This window comes from Pedobacter duraquae (assembly GCF_004362245.1).
In the GTDB taxonomy this organism is placed as follows: domain Bacteria; phylum Bacteroidota; class Bacteroidia; order Sphingobacteriales; family Sphingobacteriaceae; genus Pedobacter; species Pedobacter duraquae.
Genome location: NZ_SNWM01000005.1, coordinates 280,391 through 304,630, shown reverse-complemented (window position 1 = coordinate 304,630; position 24,240 = coordinate 280,391). Strand labels below are relative to the sequence as shown.

18 protein-coding genes are annotated in these 24,240 nt (G+C 39.2%); 8 read left to right on the top strand and 10 right to left on the bottom strand.

Going from position 1 to position 24,240, the window contains the following annotated elements:
• Positions 1 to 17: 17 nt before the first annotated feature.
• Positions 18 to 3,374, bottom strand: a complete 3,357-nt coding sequence (locus CLV32_RS19195) for a SusC/RagA family TonB-linked outer membrane protein (RefSeq protein WP_133558572.1) — start codon at positions 3,372 to 3,374, stop codon at positions 18 to 20.
• 197 nt (positions 3,375 to 3,571) lie between these two features.
• Positions 3,572 to 4,546 (bottom strand): metallophosphoesterase, encoded by a 975-nt coding sequence (locus CLV32_RS19190; RefSeq protein ID WP_133558571.1) that lies wholly within the window; start codon positions 4,544 to 4,546, stop codon positions 3,572 to 3,574.
• Between the two features lie 147 nt (positions 4,547 to 4,693).
• On the opposite strand from CLV32_RS19190, the gene CLV32_RS19185 reads away from it, so the two are divergent.
• Entirely contained in the window at positions 4,694 to 6,478 is a 1,785-nt protein-coding gene (locus CLV32_RS19185; protein WP_133558570.1) for a DUF885 domain-containing protein, read from the top strand.
• 59 nt (positions 6,479 to 6,537) lie between these two features.
• Here CLV32_RS19185 and CLV32_RS19180 read toward each other — a convergent pair whose 3' ends face one another.
• Positions 6,538 to 6,981, bottom strand: a complete 444-nt coding sequence (locus tag CLV32_RS19180) for a carboxymuconolactone decarboxylase family protein (RefSeq protein ID WP_133558569.1) — start codon at positions 6,979 to 6,981, stop codon at positions 6,538 to 6,540.
• Between the two features lie 58 nt (positions 6,982 to 7,039).
• Positions 7,040 to 7,615, bottom strand: coding sequence for a Crp/Fnr family transcriptional regulator (locus CLV32_RS19175; protein WP_133558568.1), 576 nt, complete (start codon positions 7,613 to 7,615; stop codon positions 7,040 to 7,042).
• Between the two features lie 85 nt (positions 7,616 to 7,700).
• Here CLV32_RS19175 and CLV32_RS19170 point away from each other — a divergent pair, with 85 nt between their 5' ends.
• The 4 genes from CLV32_RS19170 to CLV32_RS19155 all read left to right on the top strand — a co-directional run bounded on the left by CLV32_RS19170 (position 7,701) and on the right by CLV32_RS19155 (position 13,234).
• Complete coding sequence (locus CLV32_RS19170; protein ID WP_133558567.1) at positions 7,701 to 8,726, top strand: hypothetical protein; 1,026 nt, start codon at positions 7,701 to 7,703, stop codon at positions 8,724 to 8,726.
• Positions 8,689 to 11,325: a hypothetical protein gene (locus CLV32_RS19165; RefSeq protein ID WP_133558566.1), complete on the top strand. Its 2,637-nt coding sequence runs from the start codon at positions 8,689 to 8,691 to the stop codon at positions 11,323 to 11,325. The genes CLV32_RS19170 and CLV32_RS19165 overlap by 38 nt, the downstream gene beginning before the upstream one ends.
• Before the next feature lie 53 nt (positions 11,326 to 11,378).
• Positions 11,379 to 12,455 carry an AI-2E family transporter gene (locus CLV32_RS19160; protein ID WP_133558565.1) on the top strand — a complete coding sequence of 359 codons (1,077 nt, stop codon included), beginning with the start codon at positions 11,379 to 11,381 and terminating at the stop codon, positions 12,453 to 12,455.
• Positions 12,456 to 12,535: 80 nt separating this feature from the next.
• Positions 12,536 to 13,234 carry a PAS domain-containing protein gene (locus tag CLV32_RS19155; RefSeq protein ID WP_133558564.1) on the top strand — a complete coding sequence of 233 codons (699 nt, stop codon included), beginning with the start codon at positions 12,536 to 12,538 and terminating at the stop codon, positions 13,232 to 13,234.
• Between the two features lie 46 nt (positions 13,235 to 13,280).
• On the opposite strand, the gene CLV32_RS19150 is transcribed toward CLV32_RS19155, so the two are convergent.
• Together CLV32_RS19150 and CLV32_RS19145 are read right to left on the bottom strand one after the other, a co-directional pair.
• Positions 13,281 to 13,583, bottom strand: coding sequence for a hypothetical protein (locus tag CLV32_RS19150; protein ID WP_133558562.1), 303 nt, complete (start codon positions 13,581 to 13,583; stop codon positions 13,281 to 13,283).
• Between the two features lie 311 nt (positions 13,584 to 13,894).
• The gene (locus CLV32_RS19145; protein WP_133558560.1) at positions 13,895 to 15,286 is read right to left on the bottom strand and encodes a hypothetical protein; all 1,392 of its coding nucleotides are present in this window, start codon (positions 15,284 to 15,286) and stop codon (positions 13,895 to 13,897) included.
• A 178-nt stretch (positions 15,287 to 15,464) separates the two neighbouring features.
• Between CLV32_RS19145 and CLV32_RS19140 the strand changes: the two genes are divergently transcribed.
• Positions 15,465 to 15,797 (top strand): helix-turn-helix domain-containing protein, encoded by a 333-nt coding sequence (locus CLV32_RS19140; protein WP_133558558.1) that lies wholly within the window; start codon positions 15,465 to 15,467, stop codon positions 15,795 to 15,797.
• 366 nt (positions 15,798 to 16,163) lie between these two features.
• On the opposite strand, the gene CLV32_RS19135 is transcribed toward CLV32_RS19140, so the two are convergent.
• The gene (locus tag CLV32_RS19135; RefSeq protein WP_133558556.1) at positions 16,164 to 17,363 is read right to left on the bottom strand and encodes a glycosyltransferase family 87 protein; all 1,200 of its coding nucleotides are present in this window, start codon (positions 17,361 to 17,363) and stop codon (positions 16,164 to 16,166) included.
• 190 nt (positions 17,364 to 17,553) lie between these two features.
• Between CLV32_RS19135 and CLV32_RS19130 the strand changes: the two genes are divergently transcribed.
• Positions 17,554 to 18,564: a cytochrome-c peroxidase gene (locus CLV32_RS19130; RefSeq protein ID WP_243732360.1), complete on the top strand. Its 1,011-nt coding sequence runs from the start codon at positions 17,554 to 17,556 to the stop codon at positions 18,562 to 18,564.
• Positions 18,565 to 18,577: 13 nt separating this feature from the next.
• Here the strand turns inward: CLV32_RS19130 and CLV32_RS19125 are convergent, their stop codons facing one another.
• Positions 18,578 to 19,084, bottom strand: a complete 507-nt coding sequence (locus tag CLV32_RS19125) for a molybdopterin-binding protein (RefSeq protein WP_133558554.1) — start codon at positions 19,082 to 19,084, stop codon at positions 18,578 to 18,580.
• A 508-nt stretch (positions 19,085 to 19,592) separates the two neighbouring features.
• Here CLV32_RS19125 and CLV32_RS19120 point away from each other — a divergent pair.
• A complete protein-coding gene (locus CLV32_RS19120; protein ID WP_133558552.1) occupies positions 19,593 to 20,375 on the top strand; it encodes a phosphatase PAP2 family protein in 783 nt (260 codons plus the stop codon).
• Here CLV32_RS19120 and CLV32_RS19115 read toward each other — a convergent pair.
• Together CLV32_RS19115 and CLV32_RS19110 are read right to left on the bottom strand one after the other, a co-directional pair.
• Positions 20,362 to 21,603 (bottom strand): cystathionine gamma-synthase family protein, encoded by a 1,242-nt coding sequence (locus CLV32_RS19115; RefSeq protein WP_133558550.1) that lies wholly within the window; start codon positions 21,601 to 21,603, stop codon positions 20,362 to 20,364. The two genes, CLV32_RS19120 and CLV32_RS19115, sit on opposite strands and share 14 nt — an antisense overlap.
• Positions 21,604 to 21,970: 367 nt before the next feature.
• Positions 21,971 to 24,190, bottom strand: a complete 2,220-nt coding sequence (locus CLV32_RS19110) for a glycoside hydrolase family 3 N-terminal domain-containing protein (protein WP_133558548.1) — start codon at positions 24,188 to 24,190, stop codon at positions 21,971 to 21,973.
• Positions 24,191 to 24,240: the final 50 nt, after the last annotated feature.

Below are 24,240 nucleotides of genomic sequence, written 5' to 3'. Positions count from 1 at the left end.
TGTATTTTTAGAATTACTTAGAAAGTAACATTTAAGTTGAAACCATATCTTCTGGTGGTACTGCTTTGCAAAGCACCATTAGCAGGTGCGCCACCTGTGGTACCCGAAGCAAAATCATAACCTGAAGCATATTGATCAATATCAAAATCTTTACGTGCTGCAAAGTATAACAGGTTCCTACCAACCAGTGAAAACGTTACATTTTTGATGTATGATCCTTTGAGCATTCGTGCCGGTAACGAATAACCAATTGTTACCTCGCGAAGCTTAGCATAAGACCTGCTAATCATAAATGATTCGTCAATTGCTTTAACGTTACCATTTAAGTAAGCCTGAACTGTAATTGGCGTTGTATTAGGTGCGAAAGTAAGCTCATTTAGATTGGCAATTTGACCATTAACATATCTAGGTGTTCCTGAAACTATTTTCACGCCTGGACCAAATTCATTCCCAAGGAAAGACGGCGTTGGCGCTTTAGTACCTTTAGCAGTAGAATTCCATTCGGCTAAACGTGCAGCTCCAATTGCCCCCTCTACTGTTGACAAATCACTTCCACCTTGTCTTGCTGCATAATAGTTATAATCGTAAATCACACCACCAATACGGCCATCAAACTGGAAACTAAAGCTTAAATTCTTATAAGAAAATCTGTTGTTGATGCCAAAAGTAAAATCTGGATTTAAAAAGCCTAATGATCCTGTAGTCTGACTTAATGAACCTGCTGCCTTTAATATTGCTCCACTCGCATCATAAACGATATTGTTATTTTGATCCCTTAAATATTTAGTTCCATAGATCTCATCAACACGATCACCAATTTTATAGTTGTGGTTACCCAAAGTAATTTCGGTTAAATCGCCATATCCAATTTCTGCAATCGTTTCTCTGAATGTTGCAATATTAGCACTGATATCCCAAGAAAAGCCATCAGCTTTTTTGAAAGGTGATCCAGTTAAAGCAAGTTCAAAACCAGATCTCTTTGTGGATACCGCGTTTTGTAGGCTTGCATCATTACCTGTCGACGGTGCAGTACCGATCTGGAAAATGGTTTTCCCATTATGGGTTGAGAAATAGGTAAGATCAAGTCCTAACCTGTTATTCAAAAATTTGATATCGGCGCCTGCTTCGTAAGATCTACGATTTAGTGGCTTCAAATTGGGGTTGGCTAGTATATTTGAATATTGAATAGAAGGCGTTCCATTATAATATGTATTGGTAACCGCTTTATTTTCGTTCAGGTACGTTGGTCCATCATATGAACTCATCAATTCTGTACCATAGTTTAACAAGTTATAAGTACTTGACCCTGTAACCTGTTGATAAGCAGAACCAATGCTCGCCTTAGTCAGTGCTGCTTTAACTTCCGCCACCGAACCCCTTAATTTTAAGAAACTGATGAATTTTGGAAGCTTAACATAATCGGAAACTGGTGTTGATAACGAGACAGAAGGATAGAAATACCCAGTTCCTAAAGTTGATGCATCATCATAACGGCCAGTCGTATTAACATTTAAATACTTGTCGTAAGACATATCCACCGAGTAGAAGCCACTATATACTTGCATCTTACTGCCCCAGGTATAAGACAATGCCGGTTGTTGGGAGTTGGATAACACATACACATTTGGCAACTGTAGCGCCTTCGTAGTTCCATAAAACGAATCATACGTAAAAGTTCTGTTGTTACCACCAACTAAAGCCGTTAAAGCGAACTTACCAAAGGTCTTGTTGTAGTTTAACTGCGCATCAGTATTGCTCTCAAACAGTTGTCGTGTATCTTCACGATAATCTCCATACCATCCAAAATAATACCATGGTGTATAAGCATTTAAGTTTGCAGACGCCGGAACCTGTTCTGTTCTTTTCTGGTTCCAGGTAGAAATCTGAGAACGTACACTAAAGTTCAGATCATCTGTAATTTTATAGTTTAATCTTAAGTAAGCGTAAACATCTGTTTTATCATGGCCACGTAGCCATTTTTTCGCCATAAACCATGGGTTGTTCAAGCGTCCGTATTCCTGAGCATATTGGGTTAAATCCTGAACACCTTGTGGACCTTTATAAATATCTTCCAGGTCACGAACATCATAATCTGCCGATCCGTATACCTTAAACATATAGATATAACTGTTAGGTCCGTAACTTACATCCGGAATATTTGGAGAGTATTGTTTGTTAAAATTGATATTCCCGTCAACAGTTAGTTTTGACGAGATATTATACGAAGTGCTTAGGTTAAAATTATCAGAGTTCAATTTTGTATTCGGAAAAATTCCTTTTTGATAACTATGCGTATAAGACATCCGCATATTATAATTTGAACCTGCTGCTGCAACTGCAACGTTGTTAGTTGATATTAAACCAGTTTGAACAAAATTATCAAAGTTATCTACACCTCTCGCTGTCCAGGGAGTTGGGGTTCTAACGCCAGTAACGGGATTATAGGGACTATCATATTGACGCAGTAACTGACCTTCAAAACGTGGCCCATATTCTCCTAAACGGTTTGTGTTATCATAGAGTACATCAGCTGCAGGTACATATACGTTGGCATTATCCTTAGCCTGATATTCGTAATGGTAAGCATTTCCACGTCCGTATTCATTTTGAGCTTTTGGTGAAGCAACAAATCCACCTTCAAACAGCGTACTACTGTTAAAATCAACCTGAAAACCTTTAGCATCATTGGTGCCTTTTTTTGTCGTGATTACAATGGCACCATTGATACCTCTTGAACCATATAATGCCGCAGCATTAGGACCTTTTAACACACTATAGGTCTCGATATCGTCAGGACTGATGTTCCAAGTGTCAGAATTGATTGGTGATCCGTCTACTACAAAGAGTAAATCCTTACTTCCACGAAGTACAATTTCTGGTCTTCCGAGCATTTCCGCATTGGCACCAATAGTCAAACCCGCCACTTTTCCCGCAAGGCCGTTAATTGGATTTGGCTCACGCGCTTTAATCAGGTCAGAGCCTTTCACTTCTTGTACCGAATAGCCTAATTTTTTTACTTCTTTCTTGATACCATAAGCAGTGACAACAACTTCTGTTAATTCATTTGAGTTGGATGTCAATTTAACTGACACGTCCGCTGCGTCACCCAATGTGAGTTCCTGATTGTTAAATCCAATAGAGCTAAATACTAAAATTTGTCCTTTTGAACCAGAAATTGTGAAACGCCCGTTTGCACCAGTGGCAGCACCTTGTTTGGTGCCTTTAACCAATACAGATACTCCTGCTATTGGCTGATTTGCCTCGTCAAGAACAATACCCCTTATGGTATTATTTTGGGCAAATAAATTGCCACATACAAATAGTATAGCTATAGTAAACAGCCATCGTGAAAATTGTAGTAAAGTTTTTCTCATCGTTTTCTAATTTCCGGTAAAACTAGGCTGTGATTGTTAAGTGATTGGGTATTAATCAACAACTTTTGTTTACTTTAACATTAGGAAATCGATTCAATTATATAGTAATTGTTAAGTAACGCTAAACAATGTTAAAATTAATATACACGTTGCCTTAACACTAGCCATTTAAAAGCCGAACAACACATCAGAAAGAACTACTTAGTTAATTCGGTCTCATACAACATCTTACCATCCATATTTACAGCTTTTACATTAAGTCTGTTTTTATCGATAGAGAAATACATGAAACCATGCTCTGAAGCCTGAAAACGTGTGTTGGCTACACCTGATGTTACGGGTGTAAGTTCCGACCCCGCACCACTGATAAATTGATGTGTAACACCTTCCGGTTTAATGTGCTGCAGGGAGTGGTCGTGACCGGAAAGATAGACATCTACTTTATGCTCCTGAAATACCTTCGTCATGATCTCCCTTATCTTTAAGGTGTCATAATTTTTGATTCTGGGGCCAACGGTGTAATAAGGATGGTGGCCAACAACAATCTTCCACTTTATGTCTGACGAAGCATTTTTAAGCGTATCATTTATCCAGGTTAGTTGCTTAGTAGTGTAATCCTTTTTCTCATCAAAAAGCATAGGATCGGTATCAATCATTACGAAGAGTACCTTTCCATTTCCGTTTTTCAAATCCACTTCTTTGGTGTAATACTTTGCTGGCATATTCCACCGTCTGCTAATTTTTGAATAGCGGAGTTGCGCATCTGGGTCAGACAAATGATCATGGTTACCTAAAACAGGAAACCAATCACATTGTAATGAATGTGCGGTGTAGATACTTTCAAAGCAATAATGCCATTGCGGATCCATCTCACTGACTACTCCTTTGGGATAAATATTATCTCCGGTCGAGATGATGAAATTATTAGGTCTCTGCGCAGCCCAAAGCCCCATCTGTTGGGCTACTTTAGTCTGGTCATATTCCCCATTGCGCCCCCAGTCCCCCACCGCCATAAAATGTAGGCTGTAATCATCAGGTAAGGCAGAGCTCATTGACACATCGTCACTCGATAATTGTGTTTCACCAGTTTCGGCAAAGGTATCCAAGGGATCAACTAATACAGCACCCAGGGCCGCGATGGCGGTGCCTTTAACGAAGTCTCTACGTCTCATAGTAAGATTTTCAATATCGGACTAATGTATACAGAATGCCTTACCTTCCACAATAAGGAATCATTAAGGAATTATAAATTCGGTCATTGAAAATTTTACAGCTTTAACGCCTAAAACAATTAGCTTTAAATAATAAATCCCATCAAGATGAAAAAAATAGTATTTGCATTGTGTATCACACTTGCGATTGCAGCTTGTAAACAAAATGGCACCAGTGATCAAAATAGCCCGATCAGCACCAATAAAGAACTAGCAAGGCTTTTTGATAACTATTATGAAGGATACCTTAGGATTGATCCATTAACGGCGACTTCAATCGGCGATGAACGTTATAACGACCTGCTGCCAAATACAGGTGCTGCAGATCTTAAAATTGCCAAGGATTTTTTCCAATCTTATCTTGATAGTGTCAAGACCTTTAATCGTGCGATGTTAAATGCAAACGATAAACTCTCCTATGATATTTTCGCATACGAGCTCCAGACAAATTTGGATGGGTTTAAATACCACCTTGAATACATGCCATTTAACCAGATGTTCGCCCTTCCCTTGACTATTGGGCAGTATGGATCTGGGAGCAACGCTCAACCCTTCAACACCGTTAGAAACTATGAGGACTGGCTAAAGCGTCTTACAGCTTTTACGTCCTGGACCGACACTGCAATTGCTAACTTTGACAGGGGAATTAAAACCGGAGTAGTCCTTCCGAGGGCATTGGTTGTTAAAATGATTCCGCAAATGCAAAGTTTTGTGGTGACGGACCCGAGTAAGAGCATTTTCTACGATCCGATTAAGAATATTCCTGCAAACTTTTCTACAGTAGACAAAAAGATGTTGACGGATGCCTATCGCGCTACCATTATGCATGCCGCAGTACCTGCTTATCAGAAACTGGCTAACTATTTACAAAACACATACCTTGCTCATGCGCGCAACACATCGGGTTTATCTTCAGTAACAGACGGGAAGGCTAAATATGCCTACCTTGTTAAACAACAAACTTCCACTACGCTTACACCTGAAGAAATCTATCAAACAGGCTTGAGTGAAGTGGTACGGATCAGTAAAAAAATGGACAGCATCAAAAATGTTGTCGGCTTTAAGGGTGACAGAAAAGCATTTTTCGAATACATGAAAACCGACAAAAAATTCACACCCTATAAAAACCCGGCGGAAGTACTTGCTGCTTTTGAAAATATTCATCAGCGAATAAAGCCAAACCTGGAAAAGATGTTTAATCACGTACCAAAAACACCATTCATGATCAAACAGACTGAAGCATTCAGAGCTGCTTCGGCTAGTGCCGAATATAATCCAGGATCTGCAGACGGTAAACGACCGGGTATTTTTTATGTTCCCATTTTGGATGCAAAAACATTTAATATCACGTCGGGCATGGAATCTCTTTTTCTGCACGAGGCTATTCCGGGTCATCATTATCAGATTTCCTTAACACAGGAAAATACTACATTACCAAAATTTCGCCGGTTTTTGATTTTCGAAAACGCTTATGTAGAAGGCTGGGCGCTGTACTGCGAGTCTTTAGGGAAAGAACTAGGTTTGTATACTGACCCTTATCAACACATGGGAGCTTTGGGTGATGAGATGCACCGTGCAATCCGATTGGTAGTCGACGTGGCTATACACACCAAAGCGATGACCCGGGATCAGGCAATTAGTTATATGATGGACAATGAAGCGATCAGCGAACAGGGGGCTACCGCAGAAATCGAACGTTACATGGGGATCCCGGCACAAGCATTAGGATATAAAACCGGTGCACTTAAAATTCGTGAGCTCCGCAAAAAATATGAACAGCTTTTGGGTAAGAAATTTAATTTGGCCGAATTCCACAACCAGGTTTTGAAAGACGGAGCTATGCCGCTGAGTGTCTTTGAAGCCAAGATGGATGACTGGGCGAAATCACAATAACGTAGTAAAAGGAACATGCCCATTTTGAGTGAAATCTTCAAAATGGACATTTCCGGTTATTAATCGGCTATAACTTGCAGATGCGTTGCTATAGCAAGCCGGTTCCATCCATTTATTGTGATAATGGCCATGATAAGTTCTGCAATATAATCTGCATCAAAAAATCGACTAACTTCTTCATATATTTCATCTGACACACCAGCCCGATGAATCAGTGTTACAGCTTCCACCAGTGAAAATATTGCTTTTTCTTCTTCATTAAAAAGTGTTGTCTCGCTCCAAGCCGAAACCAGAAACAGTCGCTGTTGGGATTCGCCTGCCTTAAGTGCTTCCTTGGTATGCATATCAATGCAGTATGCACATCCATTTATTTGAGAAGCCCGGATTTTGATAAGATTTTTATGGCTTTTTGAAAGATTTCCGCCTTGTAATGCAAGCTCCAGTCCGAACATCGCTTTATACCCTTTGGGAAATGTTTGTTCAATGTTTACTCTTTGTTTCATGATGTTTAATTTGATAGCCAAAATTAGTTGGACTGACATCCAGGAAACTTAAACTGGTTTAAGAAAGATTTTTTTTTCTGATTTCACTTAGATATTCTGGAGTAAAGCCAAGATAAGAGGCGATAAGGTATTGTGGAACACGTTGAATAAACTCCGGAAAACGCTTATTGAAATGGTTATAGATTTCTTCCTTTGAAAAGTCTTGGAAATACTTTGCTCTCTGTTGGGCGGCAGCGGCCATTTTTTGATAAACTAATCTAAAATACCGTTCGGTAACAGGCACCTGTTGATACAGCAATTCGAGCGAATGGTAGTCAATAACCAATACTTCTGTTGCCTCAACAGCCTGTATATAGAATTCGGTCCTTTGTTGATTTGTAAACGCCATATAGTCGCTTATCCACCAATTTTCCAATGCAAATTGCATCGTTTGTTCTACCCCCTTTTCAGTAATAAAATACATCCGTAAGCACCCCTTAATCACAAAGTAAGTTGAACGGCACACATCTTCAGAACTGAGTAACAATTCTTTCTTTTTATAGGCAATAGATTTGAAGTAATTAACGAGTGCGAACCGATCTTCTGGAGACAAATTCACGAATTTTTCCATATGTGTAATCAGCTGGCTACTCATACAATAAGATTTAGGCTTGTTAATATCGCGATAAATGTAACTATCATTGGAATAAAAGTACCGACAAATTAATTCATATTTGAGTATGTTTCGATTAGGTGTGTTGTTATTATTTTTCGCTCTCTTCAGTTCTTGCCACAAAAAGCGGGAGGTTGATGCGTCATTCTATTATTGGAAAACAAGTTACGAAGCTAGTTCAATCGAAGATACTTGGCTAGATACGCTGCACAGCACCAGAATGTATGTCCGAATTATGGATATTGACATATCTGAAAACGGATCTGCCCCAGTACCGATCTCACCAGTCATTTTTAAGGATAAGATCCCAGCTCGTCGTGAACTCGTGCCAGTGGTATTTATTGTAAATAATGTACTCAAGAATAGATCGCACCAGCAACTAAGTGATCTTGCTACCAAGATTCTTTTCTTTGTTAAAGGTAAGGTAAGCCAAGCTGGAAAAAATAAGATTGCTGAACTTCAGATAGACTGCGACTGGACAAAAAGCACACGGGAAAATTACTTCTTCTTACTTACTGAATTAAAACACAAGTTATCTAAACAACAAACTAATCTCTCTGCTACCTTACGACTACATCAACTTAAAAATCTGATAGCAAGCGGCATTCCTCCGGTAGATCGTGTGATGCTCATGTGCTATAACATGGGTAATCTCCGTCAGTATGGCGATCAAAATTCTATTCTCGAACAAGCAGAACTGGAGAAGTATATTGGTAAAAACATAGGAAATTACCCCCTGCCGGTAGATGTGGGCTTACCACTGTTTAGCTGGGCTGTGGCATTCAGAAAGCAGGCCTACATCGGAATTCCTAAAAAAATCACCGAAGTTGTCCTTCACGATACCGCATTATTTAAGGAGATCAAGCCAAATCGCTTTCTTGCAAAAAAGGACCTACCAGAGTACGGACTGACAATTAATGATGAATTACGCTGGGAATCTGTTCCGATCAAACAACTGCAGGCTGCCGCTGTTTATATAGCACAGTACCTCAATACCAATAAGATCAACATGATCTACTTTCATTTAGACGAACAGCTACTCAAAAAATTCAGTTATGAAGATTTGGAAAAAACTACTGCTATTTTCCGCTAGTTTAATCGCCCTTGTCTCTACGGGCAACCTTGTTATTTGGGCTTGTGGAGGTGAGATTGACCCCTACGATTATTATACCTCATTTTTCCATTCCGATATTCAGGGTGGGAAAGATTACAAAGCTTTCTACTTTACAGACTACTCTTTCTTATATGACGACGAGGAGCCTGCTAGTGAAGTCGATATCAATGCGAAAGAGTGGGCTACACACCTTGGTGACGACGTTAAGCCTGCAGATGTTAAAAAGATCATGTATCAGCTAGACCCCACAGCAAATGCAGCAGTGGACAATTATATAGCAGGAAATGGTATCCTGCCGGATAGCCTCAGTGGGAATACCTTTTTAAAAGCATTATCTACACCAGGCAGTGAACCTGCATTGGGATACTTTAGATTCGCCCGTGAAGTTGAACCTATTGCCAATCGGGCGTACGATTTATGGAACCCCACCTTACCTGACAGTACCGCCTTAAGCATTGCCGCTGAAAAAGCATTGCGACTGGCAGATGGCGTTGCTGATGACTTTGTGAAACTAAGATATTACTACCAGGCTCAGCGCCTTTACCATTTCGGCTTCAAGTACGAAGAAGCCTCTGCCGTTTATCAGAAAAACATTGTTTCGCACAAATCAACGAGTCATGTAAAAGGCTGGGCACTTTCCTTCAAAGCCGGCGAGGCCAGAAAAATGGGTGACACCATATTGGCAGCCTACCTTTTCTCAAAAGTTTTTGCAGGTTATCCTGAACGTAGAGTTCAAGCTTATCGAAACTATCATTACATGAATAATGACTTGGAACCACAGATTAAACTGGCTAAAAATGATTCTGAAAAATCATTTATTTATGCCATCAATGGCTTTGGAAAAGCCGATATGAGCATATGGGATTTGGAAAAGGTTTATCAATACCAACCTCAGTCACCAATGGTAGGTGTGCTTTTGGTAAGAGAAATAAACAAGCTTGAACAAAATTATTTAAGTCCGCTACTAAATAATGCCTCTGATTATAGTTATCGCACCGCTAGCATTAATACTCCTGCCCAGAGAACAATTGTCAAAAACCCAAAATGGCCTTTATACGTCGGATTGGCGCTACTTGGCATAGCAATAGGTATATTTTTATTTTATTATAAAAGATCTGTTCGTTCAAAGCCAATATTTGGATCTGCTTTAGCACTATCAGTTTTAGGTCTGGCGGGGATTATTTGGTTTGCTTTTTCATCTGGAAAAAAAGACGCAAAAATTCCTGTCGCAGAATCTGAAGGAAGTTTTTTTGTAACACAGCCAGATAGTGTGCAGACCTTATACAACGGTCATATTGAAAAACTCAGAACTTTTTGCAATAAGCTGGTTAGTGATAACAAATATCCTGAGCCAAACATAGGAAACCTTGCAAACGCCTATCTATATTTTATGCAGAATAAACCAGAAGAGGGCCTGCAAGAGTTAAGTAAACTTGACAATAAACAGCTTACATCAAAACTAAATGACCAGAAGCAGATCGTTAAATTACTATTATCTGCACAGCGCCTTAAAAGCATTAAAAAAGTTGATGAGGATGCTTTGCTACCTGCATTGCAATGGTTAAATGCAAAAGCGACTAAAGGAAGTAACTTTGAAAAAACTGAACGTGATTTTTATGTGTACGTACTTGCTCCTGCTTATTTGCGGCAGCGGGATACTGCAATGGCCGCAATCGCACTGATGAAAACCACCCAACAGGGATTTCAGGAAATAAAGAATGATGCATCTGCACTTTACCCTGGCTACGTGATGCCCGATTTCTGGTTCAACTTTATGCATTCAGCACCTATGAAACAACTTGTTGATTGGCGGACAAAAGGTGTGACAGCTCCTTATCTTTCATTTCTTGCCAGAGACATCAAAAGAATCCCGAGTGATTTGCTTTATGAATTATTGGGTACGATGTATTTACGTGAGCATCAGTATAATCTGGCAGTAACTGCTTTCTCAAAAATACAGAATCCTAAATTGTTGAGCATCCGACAGGAATCGGCCTATTCCGGAACTACGCAACTTCAGGGAGATCCTTTTCTTATGCAGCTCAGTGATTATCCAAGGGATTACTCAACTAAGGCACTAAACAAACTTCAGTTTGCCCGGGAGATGGATGTTACGCAGCGAAAGCTGAAGGCAAATCCTAAGGATGCAAATGCATTGTTCAAGTTGGGTCTTGGCTTGTATAGTACTTCGGTTGACGGGAATTCCTGGAGAAACATTTCTTACACTTGGTCCTCTACAGACCTTGGCAGAGCTCCTTTTTATTATTACGACGGCGACTATATTCGGGCAACACTTGCACAAAGCTATTTCCTCAAAGCCAGGGAGGAGAGTACAGATTCAGAAATGAAAGCACGTTGTACATATATGCTTGCAAAGTGCGATCAAAAACAGCATATCCGTCCGGAATATTCCAGTAACATGGATTATAAACAGTACCAGAAATTAGAACAAGAATTTGATGCTTCGCTGCGTACATCTGCGTATTTTAAAGAATTAAAAACATACAGCAATACCTCTTTTTACGAAACAGCAGTCAGAGAGTGCAGTTATCTTCGTGATTATATCAACGGAAAATAAGTAATGCGCAGAAGCAAATCTTTTTAGCTACTTTGGATGCTGATTCAGATCCAATGAATATCACCGTCCCCTTCTATATCAAGGCTCCTATTATAATGCTGGGCTTGGTCATTACTGTATTTATCCTGTTCATATTACGAGATGTGTTAGTTCCACTGGCCTTCGCAACCTTTATCGCTATTTTGTTAAATCCAGTGTGCAATCGCTTTGAACGGAAATTACCTAAAGCAGTTAGCATCGCGTTAGCCATGTTTCTAGCCATATTATTGCTGATTATTCTTTTATATTTTTTATCGACGCAAGTGGCTCATTTCTTTGACGATGTTGAAACAATTCACGCGAAACTAACAGAGTTGCAACATGACATTCAAAACTGGGTAGAAGAGCGGTTTGGAATGAGCACAATTAAACAGAACCAAATGGTGAAGGAAGCAGCTAATAACAGCAGAGCTGTGATTGGGCAAACGTTAAATGGATTATTGGGAATTTTAAGTGTTGTATTTCTAATACCCGTTTACACATTTCTGATTTTGTTTTACAAGCCTCTGATTCTTAATTTTTTCTATGACGTTTTTTCTGATGAACACAAACAAAAAGTAGCTGAAATATTAACACAAACAAAGTCTGCTATACAAAGTTATATTGTCGGATTGCTTATCGAGACCACAATTGTAGCGATCATGAATTCTGCCGCACTGCTATTACTAGGGGTTCCAAACGCGATCCTGATTGGAGTAATTGGAGCCATCCTCAACTTGTTACCATATATAGGAGGAATTATAGCTATTGCATTGCCTGTACTTATGGCAACAATCAGTATGGATGGCTTCAGCACACAGCTGCTTGTTGTGGGAGCCTACGCCATTATACAATTTATCGACAACAACATTCTCGTTCCGAGAATAGTCTCTTCAAAAGTGGAGATTAATGCGCTTATATCTATTGTTATTGTATTGATGGGAGCATCACTTTGGGGAATTTCAGGCATGTTCCTATCTATTCCCTTTATCTCAGTTCTGAAAATCATTTTCGATAGGATTGACGGCCTCCAGCCTTGGGGAAAATTACTTGGTGACACAGTCCCTACTGAACACTTGGGTCAACTCAAGCGATTTAGACGAAAAAAATAGTTAATACAACACTATAAATCAGCGGTTTATTTTCAATCCCGGCAAACCAAAACTATAAGTTGTACGTATGTAAAATATATTTGCGATATATCGTTAATTTATACGCTCACATGCACAACGAAAAACTATCACTCTACAACAATCTTTTTATTGATGTGCCAATGGCCTGCGGCATACTTGATGCAGAAAATCTTCGAATCGAACAGGCGAATGACGAAATTCTGGAAATCTGGGGACGGGATAAGTCGGCTGTCGGATATGGACTACTTGATGTCATGCCAGAATTAATCGGCCAACATTATCCAGAATTGATACAACAAGTATTAACTACCAAAGTTGTTCATAAACAAAAGGCTGGCAAAGCAGTACTCATGCGTAATGGAAAATCTGAGACTATATTTGTAGATTTTTGTTATAAGCCGATCCTTGGGCAAAACGACAAGGCGATAGCTTTACTCATCACGGCGACCGACGTCACCGACCGAGAAAACGACAGACTTTTCAGGGCTGAAAGCATTCGTACACTAAAAGCAGTAATTACCACAGCTCCAGTAGCAATGTGCTATTTTCAAGGCGAACACCACAAAGTTAACACTGTAAATACACACATGCTTGAGTTATGGAAAAAATATGAATACATGGGTGTGCGAGAACTGAACTATGTTTTTCATACCGGGCTGCCTTACACACATACGGTACAAGGTGTTATTTATTCATACACCCCGGTTAGAGATGGGCTTGGAGGAACAATGGGCATTGTACTGGTCGCTAATTTCTAGTTTTTTCCCTTTGCAAGTAGGTATTACCAACAAGAAATCGAGTCATTTAGTTAATTTGTATTGACATGACGTCCACGAGTTCAGGTCCATTTTCCACAGGATATCCTTGTACTTTAATACCGATCAAAGTGACCGACTTACCAGAAAAGCTATCTAAATTTACTTTGTTACTTTTAAGTGAATATGTTGTCCCGGAAGATTTAATCAAATGTGTGCCATATTGAAAAGTTGACATGCCTAATTGCTCCACAGTTCCTGAAAGTTGAATTGTGTTGTCAACATTCGCCTTACGCGTCGAGCAACTAGCTAGGGTAATACAGGCCATAAACATCCAAATAATTTTTTTCATAGTGCTTATATCTTTAAAGATGTAATACTACTACAAAGTAATTATAAAATTGTTGCGCTGTATATCGATTACAGCTAAATTTACACACGATATTACACCCATGACTTACTCATTTACCACATACAACAAAGTCACGCTTACCATTTACAGTCCTGCTTTGGATTCTAATCTCTATTGTGTCTTTAAAGATGGGCGGCTCATGGGAAAAATTTTTTATGATGAAAAGGTGATTCCATCGGCTTGGAAAACAAATTACGACAATCTAAAACCTATGGTGAAGAGCATTGGTATTTTGATTGATGAATCACGCACTAAAAACGCGCCTCAGCCTTTTCAACAGTAGAGATGACCGTATGAATAGCAAGATCAAGTTCCCGGCCGGCAATTTCAAGATTATTAAGGCAATCGGGATCAACCTCATCACCCATTTCTTTAATAACATGAATGAGTCCTAAAATTGAAGACAATGGCTTCCTTAAATCATGTGCCTGGATAACAGCAATGTGTTCTAAAGCAATAGTTTTATCTGCATTACTCTTCTGCATCATCCTATTATTGACACGGATTATTCTATAACGATTGATAAGCAACAGCAGAAGCATAAGTAAAATTAACGCACCGGCAAGCACCGCTAAAAGTTTTTGATTCTGCTTTTTATGTTCACTGTCGAGTAATAGCAATTGTTTGTCTTTCTGAGCACTCTCATATCTAATTTGCAGTTCGCTGATTTGCTTCTCGTTCATCTGAACCTGAAGAGAGTCATGAATTTCCTGTCCCCTGATATGAAGATCTAACGCCCTTTTATAATCTTTACTCTGATAGTACATTTGGTATAAATCTGATAGTAACTCCATCTCCCTATAAGGCTGCTTGAGACGTTGAGAAATTTGCAGACCCTGATTTAAATATCGGAATCCTTTAGCCTGATCATGTAAAGCATACCAAGATTGTCCCAGCCACGCATAACTATAAGTCAAAGATCGATATTGTTTTCTATCAGTAGCAATGCTTACTGCTCTATTTGCATATTCAATTGCTTTATGATATTGCTTCTGATCTTTATAGTATTGAGCAATATTATTGTAAAATGGGATTCTGAGCAACATATATTCAGCCTTCGATTCTGCTAATAGTAAACCTTTCAGATGTACAGAAATCGATGAATCCTGTGATTGAGGTGTATGGTCATGCAGGTGGAAGCTATGTATAAACATAGCCTTGTTACTGATCAATTTGATCATGGCCGCAGTGTCTTTAAAACGCTCCGCCTCAAGGAATCCCTTTTCCTGGGCGTTAAAGGCCAATTTGTAATTCGAATTTTCTTTATGAAGATTAGCAATTAATCCATAGAGCATAGGTATGGGCTCAGTAACGTGATATCGCTCTGCTTTTTCCAAGCCCTTCATTGCTGTGATCATCGCCTCTTTATGATTACCGGCATGCCAATACACTTGCGCAGCAAACATAGCTCCATACACTACTGCCGAACGATTCAGACTTTTGTTGCCAATAACTTGCAATTGCTGCGCATATACAATCAAAGAATCATTATTGCTATTCTGATAGCCTTTTGCTTTCTTTATGAGCCGGTCAACTTCCTTTTGGTTACTTCCGTGAATTGCCTTTTGTATTTTATCTTGTTTACAAGATAAAATAGTCAACAAGATTATTAATCCATGAACTGTAACTAAAAAAGATTTCATATCAAGGTAATTGCATATGCAAGTTAATATTATTTTCAGCAGATAGCCGTATTCGCGGTTAATACGCTGCAAAATACCGAGTTAATACGCTGTAAAAAGAATTTGCAACAAAATATTGATTAATGAGAATTTTAATTTTATCTTAGATTAATAAACTTAATTAACTTAAATATTGGGCATGAAAAACATTGGTTATAATATCAGACAGCTTAGGCATAAGTTAAATGTGAACCAACAGGAAATTTCGAAGCGTCTAAAAATTTCAATTCCTGCGTATTCAAAAATTGAAACTGGATTTACCGATATCAATATTACAAGGTTGTACCAAATCGCAGAACTATTTCAAGTTCCAATCACAGAGATTTTAAAGGATGGTCAGAATCCTGCTGCCGAAAACCACTCTGTCGAACTTGGACAACTAAAAGAGCAATTAAGAGCTAAAGAAGAAGAGATTCTTAAACTTAGCAAGAAACTGATAGATTTATACGAAGAGTTAAGGGAGAAGAAATAAGTGATCAATTCCAGATTAAGCATCTGGTTCTAGCACCTAAATTCTCGTTTAAAATAACAATCTCACCGTTTTTATCACCCATAACGACACATAAAATACCGATAGTTAATTTTAACTTTTAGTTTTACTTCAAGATTAGTATATTTACGTTAACCATTATAAACTGATTGGATAGGGTTTCTCGCAACTTAAACCTCCAATCATGACTAACGAATTAACTATAAATCCCAACTCTTCCTGTCCTTGTGGAAAAGGACTTAGAAGCGACATGGAACGTATCAAACGTAATATCTGGATAAAAATATTTACATTTTTACACCCAGTAAAGCGATATCGTTGTCATAAGTGCATGAAGAACAAATGGCTCTAACCTTTATTAAATTCCGTTCTCGTTACGGTCTGAGCTGGCTTCAATAAAACAGCGAGGTACAACAGCCTAATCCAAACAATAAAAAAGGGAACACTGATCATCGCCAACACAATGGGATAGTCATTTGAAAACTTAGGAAAAAAGAGCAGCGGAAAATCGCAAGCGAATATCATTGTCAACGGTAAGATGTATCGTTTTAGTTTTCTATTTTGCTCAAGGATGTACCAAATACCAACAGCTGGAATGGCGATTATATAAGTACAGTCTTCAGATCCGGTGCTAAAAAGGACAGGAAAAAGTAAAGCAGAAGCAAGGATAATCAATTGAAAATCCCTAATCTTATACGCTTTTATATTAACATAGGGCACGAGGAAAAGGAGGCATCCTATTCCGAGAAAAAACGCATTCGATATTGTTAGCCCGCTCAATAAATTCCTGAAAAATCCCATGATCGATATATCACTTGCAGCACCTAAGATATTACTAATATTTTTCTCTGTGAGGGAGGCCTCCCAATCCGCATAGGAATGGAGGACAAATGATAGTGACGAGAAGCAAATAGGCAAACTAAATAGCAAAAGAGACCACAATATTAATGCACCGATGAATCTCGGTTTGTCTTTGACGAAGAAAAAGAAGGCAAGTCCAACTACACCATATAATTTTACAAACGTACCCAATGCAATAAATAATGCAGACCAAATGCCTTTGTCTTTATTTAACATAGTGTAACTTAAAATAATGAAAGCCGCCGCTGCAGCATTAAATTGTTGATTGAGCATACTGGCAACCAAGCATGGAATTGCGATATACCCGATTAACAACTTATCATTGCTCTTCAAAGGAAGTGAACCAATCGCTTTGAAAAGGACAACGCAATTGAATATATTCCACAGCAATAACCCTAGTGAATTATTTAGAAGGGCAAAAGGGGCAATCAGAATACTGAATACCGGTCCGTAGTGATTAACATCGCCATGGTAAGTTGGATATTCAGCATATAACGACTGCTGAAGTAGCAGATTTCGAAAAGTATTTTCGAATATCAGGTAGTTATTATATCGATGCGTTACTAGACTTTGAACAACAAATATCAGCGTCACCAACATCCAAAGACTAAAAACAAATTTATGGGATTTGTAAAACCTACCAGGCACTCCTGTTTTAGCAATTAATGCCCGAACCTTATCTTTCATGTAATAAAAATAATACAAACAATTATACCGCTTTTTCGTCTGCTTTTAAAAAAATATAGCTTTTAAGAATACTAATAACTGATAAGCATAAAATTAGCTCAACCTTTATCTACAACACAAAAATCTACTATCTTTATACTGAGCACTCACAATACATATTGCGCTCTATCAGCTATCGAATATCAAATCATTGAAACACAGAAATTCAGTTATTTTATTTTGTTTGTGCGCTATGCTATGTATAGGCAGTATTAGCGATATAAATATATTTACTGTCCCAACGAACTTTCCCCATCCCGAAGTTCAGCCAAAATTTAATCCGGTCTCAAATAATGGATTTCTTTTAGGGAAAAGGCTTTTTTATGACTCCAGGCTATCTCGCGACGGTACAATCTCTTGCGCCAACTGTCACCAGCAATCGGCGGCTTTCGCCAATCTCAATACTCAAGTAAGCCGCGGGATCGAACAACGCAAAGGCACAAGAAATACTCCTGCACTTTTTAACCTGATGTGGCAAAAAGAATTCATGTGGGATGGTAGGCAAAAAATCTTGGAGACTGTCCCCATTAATGCACTAACTAGCCCCTCTGAAATGGATAACTCAATGGAACGCGTGCTTTATGTTTTACAACAAGATGAGGCATATCCAAGAATATTTGAACAGGTCTATGGCACTAAGAAGATTAATCAAAAATACGTGCTAAATGCATTAGCACAATTCACATCAATGCTAATTTCCGCAGACTCAAAATACGATCGCGTCAAAAAAAAGGAACTGGAATTTTCGAATACAGAGAGAGTAGGTTACTTGATTTTTCGGGACAAATGTGCCAGCTGCCACACTGAACCACTGTTTACCGATAAAGGTTACCATAACAACGGACTGGACATAGCCTATAGTGATGTTGGTCGTGATAGCTTAACACACAATTTAGCCGATATCGGAAAGTTCAGAACACCAAGTTTGAGAAACATCGAAATTACCGCACCGTATATGCATGACGGTCGATTTCGCACGTTACAACAGGTGATTACACATTATAGTTCAGGCATAAAAGCTCATAAAAACCTAGATCCACTTCTAGATAGCGGAAGAAACGGATTAAAATTAAAGACGGCCGATCAGGAAGCTTTAATTTCATTTCTAAAAACCCTAACGGACCTCAACTTCATAAACGACCGCCGTTTCAATATGAATTAGGCTGAAAAACTTCTCATCGCTTATCTGCAGAAAATATGTCGATTGAAACTACGCGCATTGCACTTCTCGCAGGTCTGTTATCTCCTGCAACAATTAGCCTATAAGGCCCATAATTGGGTGCTAATGAAGATCCATTCTCCTTATTCACAAGTAATATCTTCTGGTTAGAAAAACCAGGGTCAATTTCAGCAATCGCCAGGACAATCCTGTAGCCATCTGCAGCGGTCACAAGTATGTATTTTGCAAGCTCTTTACCCTTAAGCTGACCACCTACTATTCCCCCTGCCTTAACAACTATATCATACAGAGAAACCCCCGTGTAATTACGACTTACACTATCTCTGCCAACAACTTTAACGTGGTTTTGCTTCATTTCCGAGAAAAGTTTTTCATCAAGATCAAATGGCTTTGACACATCTCCACCAATGTGAACTGTAGTTTGTTGCGCTAGAGCACAGAAACTAATAGCAACAAAAAAGAAAATAAAAAATAACGGCTTCAAACCTTTAGATGACTTCATAGGAATTTAAATGACCAAGATAAACATTCGGCAGCGGATTAATATATCAACAGGAAGAATTGTGGCACAGTTTTTCTATACTAAAATAAGGCGCAGCCTTCATCCAAATTCTGCGCCTTAATTACTATTAACTATTACCTGGTTTATTTCATCCCATGATAATTTTTTTGAGCGTTATGCTTGAATTGCAAAAAGTTTCCATAGGGATGAAGTAAACCTTTAAGAATTTGAGAGATTCATAATCCCTATCCTTCAAACCTAAAAAAAGAAACTTATCAATCTCGAGTCTCCCGTTATCACACCACGAGAGACAACCTCCTATTTATCAAGCAATTTAAACATTAAATTCTTGATAAGAAACTAAAAAAAGTTAAATTATCATTAGAATTTTCTAATATGTTTCTCGAAATAGAGTAATGCCATTCAAATTAAATCAGTATAATTGTTTTTGCACCCACACTACCAAAAAGGGCAAGAAATAAAAGATCGTAGAACACAATTCATCCATTTGAAAAACATCATCGCCATATTATTATGTGTATCTGGATTTTTGGCAAAAGCCCAAAATCCAGATACAACAGCTAAAATTGATTCTGCCAAAATATTGGCACTTCCAGATACAGTAAGGCATCTCGAAAGTCGATTTTTATCCTTCATACCTCCCGCAGTGTTTATCAGTTACGGAATACTTTCACTTGAAGTAAAAGGAATAAGACAGGTAGACTATAATGTTTATGATGATTTAATTAGAAAACATCCGACCTTCAGGAATCACATTGAAAATTATTTTCAATATGCTCCTGCCATGATTGTTTACGGCTTAAATCTCGCTGGAATACAAGGAAAAAACACCTTTATTGATAGATCCGCGTTGTATTTATTATCCAATGTTATCGCTCAGGGAACTACCTTTGCTACAAAAAGAGTGATAAGCAGAGAACGACCAGATCGTTCTGACAATTATTCTTTTCCTTCAGGCCATACTGCTAATGCTTTCGCCGCTGCCGAATTTATGGCTCAGGAGTATGCAGAGAAATCACCATGGTTTGGTGTAATTGGCTACTCCTTCGCCACAGCGACCGCAGTGCTGCGGGTTTATAATCGCGACCATTGGTTCAGCGACATTATCACAGGCGCAGGTGTTGGTATACTTTCTACAAAGGCAGCATACCTTCTATATCCATTAATAAGAAATACACTGTTCAGGGTAGACAATGAAACTAAGTCAAGTATTGTTATCCCGACTTATCAAAACGGAGTTACCGGATTTGCTTTTATTAAACGTTTTTAAGTGCCTCTTCAAAATCGGCCAACAAATCTTCTGGATCTTCAATCCCAACGGAAAGGCGAATCATTGAATCTGGAATCCCCATCTCCGCTCTTCTTTCAGCACCAAGCTCAAAGAAAATAGTGTGTGCCACCGGTATTGCTAGCGTTCTTGTATCTCCCAAGTTGCTAGACTTGATAACCAGCTTCAATTCATTTAGGAAGGAAAAACAATCAATTCCATCCTTAAGAGCAAAGCTCATTAAGCCACCATATCGATAAAAAATCCCAGTGGAAAGACCATGTTGAGGGTGTGCTTCCAATCCCGGATAGTATACGTGACTAACCTTATCGTGCGCATCTAAGTACTTAGCCAGCATCATTGCATTACTACAAGCACGGTCTAATCTCAGTGCGATGGTCTCAGCACCTACTGAAATACTATGTGCTGCTTCAGGAGAGAGGGTTCCACCACCGTCACGCAATCCCCGTTTACGAATCTGCGTTAGTCCTTGCATCTCTGGCCTAATCTGTTCCCTGATAATTGGGGCAATATTCCCAAAGGATTTCCAATTGAATAACCCGGTATCAGTAACACTTCCACCCAGCGCATTACCATGTCCACCAATGTATTTCGTTAATGAATTAATAACAAGACTCGCTTTCACAGTAACTGGCTTAAATAAGTAGGGCGAAGTCATTGTATTATCTATTACAAATATCAATCCTCCTTCTGCACAAAAATCTCCGATAGCCGGGAGATCAGCTACCTGTGTTGCGGGATTTGCAATCGTTTCTACGAAAACCATCTTTGTGTTTTCTTGCCTCGCGTTAATAATATTCACGACATCCGTGGCATCAACAAAAGTGATGTCAATACCGATATCCATGAAAGTCTGCATAATGCTCCTTGAATTACCAAAAAGGTAAGAACTCGCAATTATATGATCATTATTTTTAAGTAAAGCAAGAATGGTAGCTGTAATAGCTGCCATACCTGTCGAAAATGCGACTGTAGCCATGCCTTCCTCCATCTGTGTAACTTTATGCTCTAACGCGGTTACAGTAGGATTTCCCTGGCGAGAATAAGCATACCCCTTCGCTTTATTCTGAAATACGTTAACCAAACCTTGAACATCATCGTATCCCCAGGTAACAGCCGTATGAACAGGTTGATGAAGTGCACCGAATTCAGGTTTTAGTAAACGGTCGGAATGAAGTATGGTAGTTGTAAATCCTTTTTTATCGCTCATATCTTTACTTTTAACAGATTAGGCAAACTTCAGATTTTTATTCGAGATTTATTTAACAAATTAAATTTTGTTTAACTCCAGATATTGATTTCTAGTTGCCTCATCTATAGAGCCTGAATTGAGTTTCCAGATCACCTTTCCAAGTCCAAACTTCAACTACCACGTAAACGACTATGCAAAGGAGGGATTTCAACAATACATACAATTCACGACTCATTCCTTATCGGTATAAGGAAATAAACTTCATTGAGTGTAGGCGCATTTCTGTCAACAAGCAATTACCAACTGTGATTGACACTCATAAGGAACAGCTTTCGATCACATTAAGGCATAAAAAAGCCCGGTCACTATAACCAGGCTTAAAAAATTAATTTAAAACAAAGGTATCTTCCAGTTTAATCTGGTCAGACGCTGTACCAATCATTAATTTAAAATCACCAGGCTCAGTCCCCCACTTCAGTTGTTGGTTAAAGAAAGCCAATTTCTCTTTGTTTATTGTAAAGGAGATAGTTTTTGTTTCTCCAGCTTTTAGCATTACCTTTTGAAAATCCTTAAGCTCTTTAACAGGACGAACTACAGAGGCTACTTTATCCTGAAGGTATAGCTGCACCACTTCTTCGCCATCATATTTCCCTGTGTTTTTTAGGGTCAAGTCAACCTTAATTTGACCAGTAGCATTAATTTGCTTGGAACTTAGTTTTAAGTTAGAATATGCAAAGGTGGTATAACTTAATCCATGTCCGAACGCAAACTTAGGACTATTGGGCATATCCAAATATGCTGACCTATATCTGGTATCCCTATCGTTCATACTTGGACGCCCTGTACTGTAATAATTATAATATACTGGAATTTGTCCCTCGTCCCTGGGGAAAGTCATAGGCAACTTACCTGCAGGATTATAATCTCCAAATAAAACATTAGCCATAGCATGACCAGCTTCACTACCCAGCCACCAGGTATACAATATGGATGGAACATGATCGGCAGTCCAATTAAAGATCAAAGGACGACCAGCCATCATAAGAACAACCACAGGCTTACCTGTAGCCTGTATCTCCTTAATTAAATCTTCTTGTACGCCAGGCAAATGTATATTGGTTTTACTCTTTGCTTCACCAGTCATATCAAATGCCTCACCCGCTGCGATAATTACAACATCTGCAGATTTTGCCGCAGCAATAGCTTCTGCAAAACCCGTTTTGGAGGTATCACTAATACCGCAGCCCTTTGCATAAACAAGCTCAGTGCCTTTACCTACTTTATCCTGCAATCCTTGATATAGCGAAATCAACTTATCATTTGGCCAGAGTACGGACCAGAATCCATGCATGTCTTCTTCCGATTTTGCAAGCGGACCTATTACCGCAATTTTCTTAAGATTTTTTGAAAGTGGCAAAATCTGCCCTTCATTCTTAAGTAAAACCATGCTTTTTTCAGCCATGCTCAATGCAGCCTTTTTATTTTCTGCTGAATTAAGCTCTTTCTCCTGGCGTTCCACATTACTAAATCGATATGGATCCTCAAAAAGTCCTAATTCAAACTTCTTACGAAGCACACGTTTAACCGCATCGTCAATCAGGGCTACAGGTACTTTCTTTTCCGCAACCAGCTTCGCAAGGTTCGGTAAGTAGCTGCGACTTTCCATATCCATATCGCTTCCTCCTTTGATTGCCTGCTCTGCTGCCTGACTTTTATCTTTTGCAAAACCATGCGGAACCATCTCCCCTATTGAGCCCCAGTCGCTCACAACGAAACCTTTAAATCCCCACTTCCCTTTCAGGATATCACGTTGAAGGTAGGAGTTTGCGGTTGCTGGGATACCATTTAATGTATTAAAGGCATTCATAAAAGTCGCCGCGCCTGCATCAACAGCAGCCTTAAAAGGAGGTAGATAAAATTCCCACAAAGTGTGCTCACTCATGTCTACAGCGTTATAGTCGCGACCGGCAATTGCAGCACCATATGCCGCAAAATGTTTTGCACAGGCCATAATTGCATCCAAATCCCCAAGACCTTTACCCTGAAAACCTTTAACTCTTGCAATAGCGATTTGGCTACCCAGGTAGGTGTCTTCCCCGGCCCCTTCCATTACCCGGCCCCATCTTGGATCACGCGCTATATCCACCATAGGTGCAAATGTCCAATGGATGCCGGAAGCAGCAGTCTCACGTGCCGCAACGCGCGCTGCAAGTTCCATGGCAGGCAAATCCCAACTCGCAGCCTCTGCTAACGGAATAGGAAAGGTCACTCTGTAACCGTGGATAACATCTAGACCAAAAATAAGCGGTATCCTCAAACGCGATTGCATTGCAACTTCCTGTACCTCGCGCGTCTCTTTTGCACCGCGAACATTTAGCATAGAGCCCAATTTACCGTCTCTGATTTCTATTAGTTTGTTCGGATTATTCGTGATCGGACCTGTAGCATCACGATCCCCGGTATATTGGTTAAGCTGCCCAATTTTTTCATCAAGCGTCATCAGCTTGAGCACAGAATCCACGCGCTGGTCAATGGATTTACGCTGTGCAACTACTCCCTGAGTAATCAACAAAAAAAGTATCAGGGCATAATGGTGTTTTCTCATTTTTTATATTTGGTTTTTTTTACGATTGAAATAACGTCGATTACGCAGAT

What these genes read in the sequence shown, in the direction of transcription:
- CLV32_RS19195 (WP_133558572.1), bottom strand. Translation starts at nt 3,374, where the DNA reads ATGAGAAAAACTTTACTACAATTTTCACGATGGCTGTTTACTATAGCT.
- CLV32_RS19190 (WP_133558571.1), bottom strand. Translation starts at nt 4,546, where the DNA reads ATGAGACGTAGAGACTTCGTTAAAGGCACCGCCATCGCGGCCCTGGGT.
- CLV32_RS19185 (WP_133558570.1), top strand. Translation starts at nt 4,694, where the DNA reads ATGAAAAAAATAGTATTTGCATTGTGTATCACACTTGCGATTGCAGCT.
- CLV32_RS19180 (WP_133558569.1), bottom strand. Translation starts at nt 6,981, where the DNA reads ATGAAACAAAGAGTAAACATTGAACAAACATTTCCCAAAGGGTATAAA.
- CLV32_RS19175 (WP_133558568.1), bottom strand. Translation starts at nt 7,615, where the DNA reads ATGAGTAGCCAGCTGATTACACATATGGAAAAATTCGTGAATTTGTCT.
- CLV32_RS19170 (WP_133558567.1), top strand. Translation starts at nt 7,701, where the DNA reads ATGTTTCGATTAGGTGTGTTGTTATTATTTTTCGCTCTCTTCAGTTCT.
- CLV32_RS19165 (WP_133558566.1), top strand. Translation starts at nt 8,689, where the DNA reads ATGAAGATTTGGAAAAAACTACTGCTATTTTCCGCTAGTTTAATCGCC.
- CLV32_RS19160 (WP_133558565.1), top strand. Translation starts at nt 11,379, where the DNA reads ATGAATATCACCGTCCCCTTCTATATCAAGGCTCCTATTATAATGCTG.
- CLV32_RS19150 (WP_133558562.1), bottom strand. Translation starts at nt 13,583, where the DNA reads ATGAAAAAAATTATTTGGATGTTTATGGCCTGTATTACCCTAGCTAGT.
- CLV32_RS19145 (WP_133558560.1), bottom strand. Translation starts at nt 15,286, where the DNA reads ATGAAATCTTTTTTAGTTACAGTTCATGGATTAATAATCTTGTTGACT.
- CLV32_RS19140 (WP_133558558.1), top strand. Translation starts at nt 15,465, where the DNA reads ATGAAAAACATTGGTTATAATATCAGACAGCTTAGGCATAAGTTAAAT.
- CLV32_RS19135 (WP_133558556.1), bottom strand. Translation starts at nt 17,363, where the DNA reads ATGAAAGATAAGGTTCGGGCATTAATTGCTAAAACAGGAGTGCCTGGT.
- CLV32_RS19125 (WP_133558554.1), bottom strand. Translation starts at nt 19,084, where the DNA reads ATGAAGTCATCTAAAGGTTTGAAGCCGTTATTTTTTATTTTCTTTTTT.
- CLV32_RS19115 (WP_133558550.1), bottom strand. Translation starts at nt 21,603, where the DNA reads ATGAGCGATAAAAAAGGATTTACAACTACCATACTTCATTCCGACCGT.
- CLV32_RS19110 (WP_133558548.1), bottom strand. Translation starts at nt 24,190, where the DNA reads ATGAGAAAACACCATTATGCCCTGATACTTTTTTTGTTGATTACTCAG.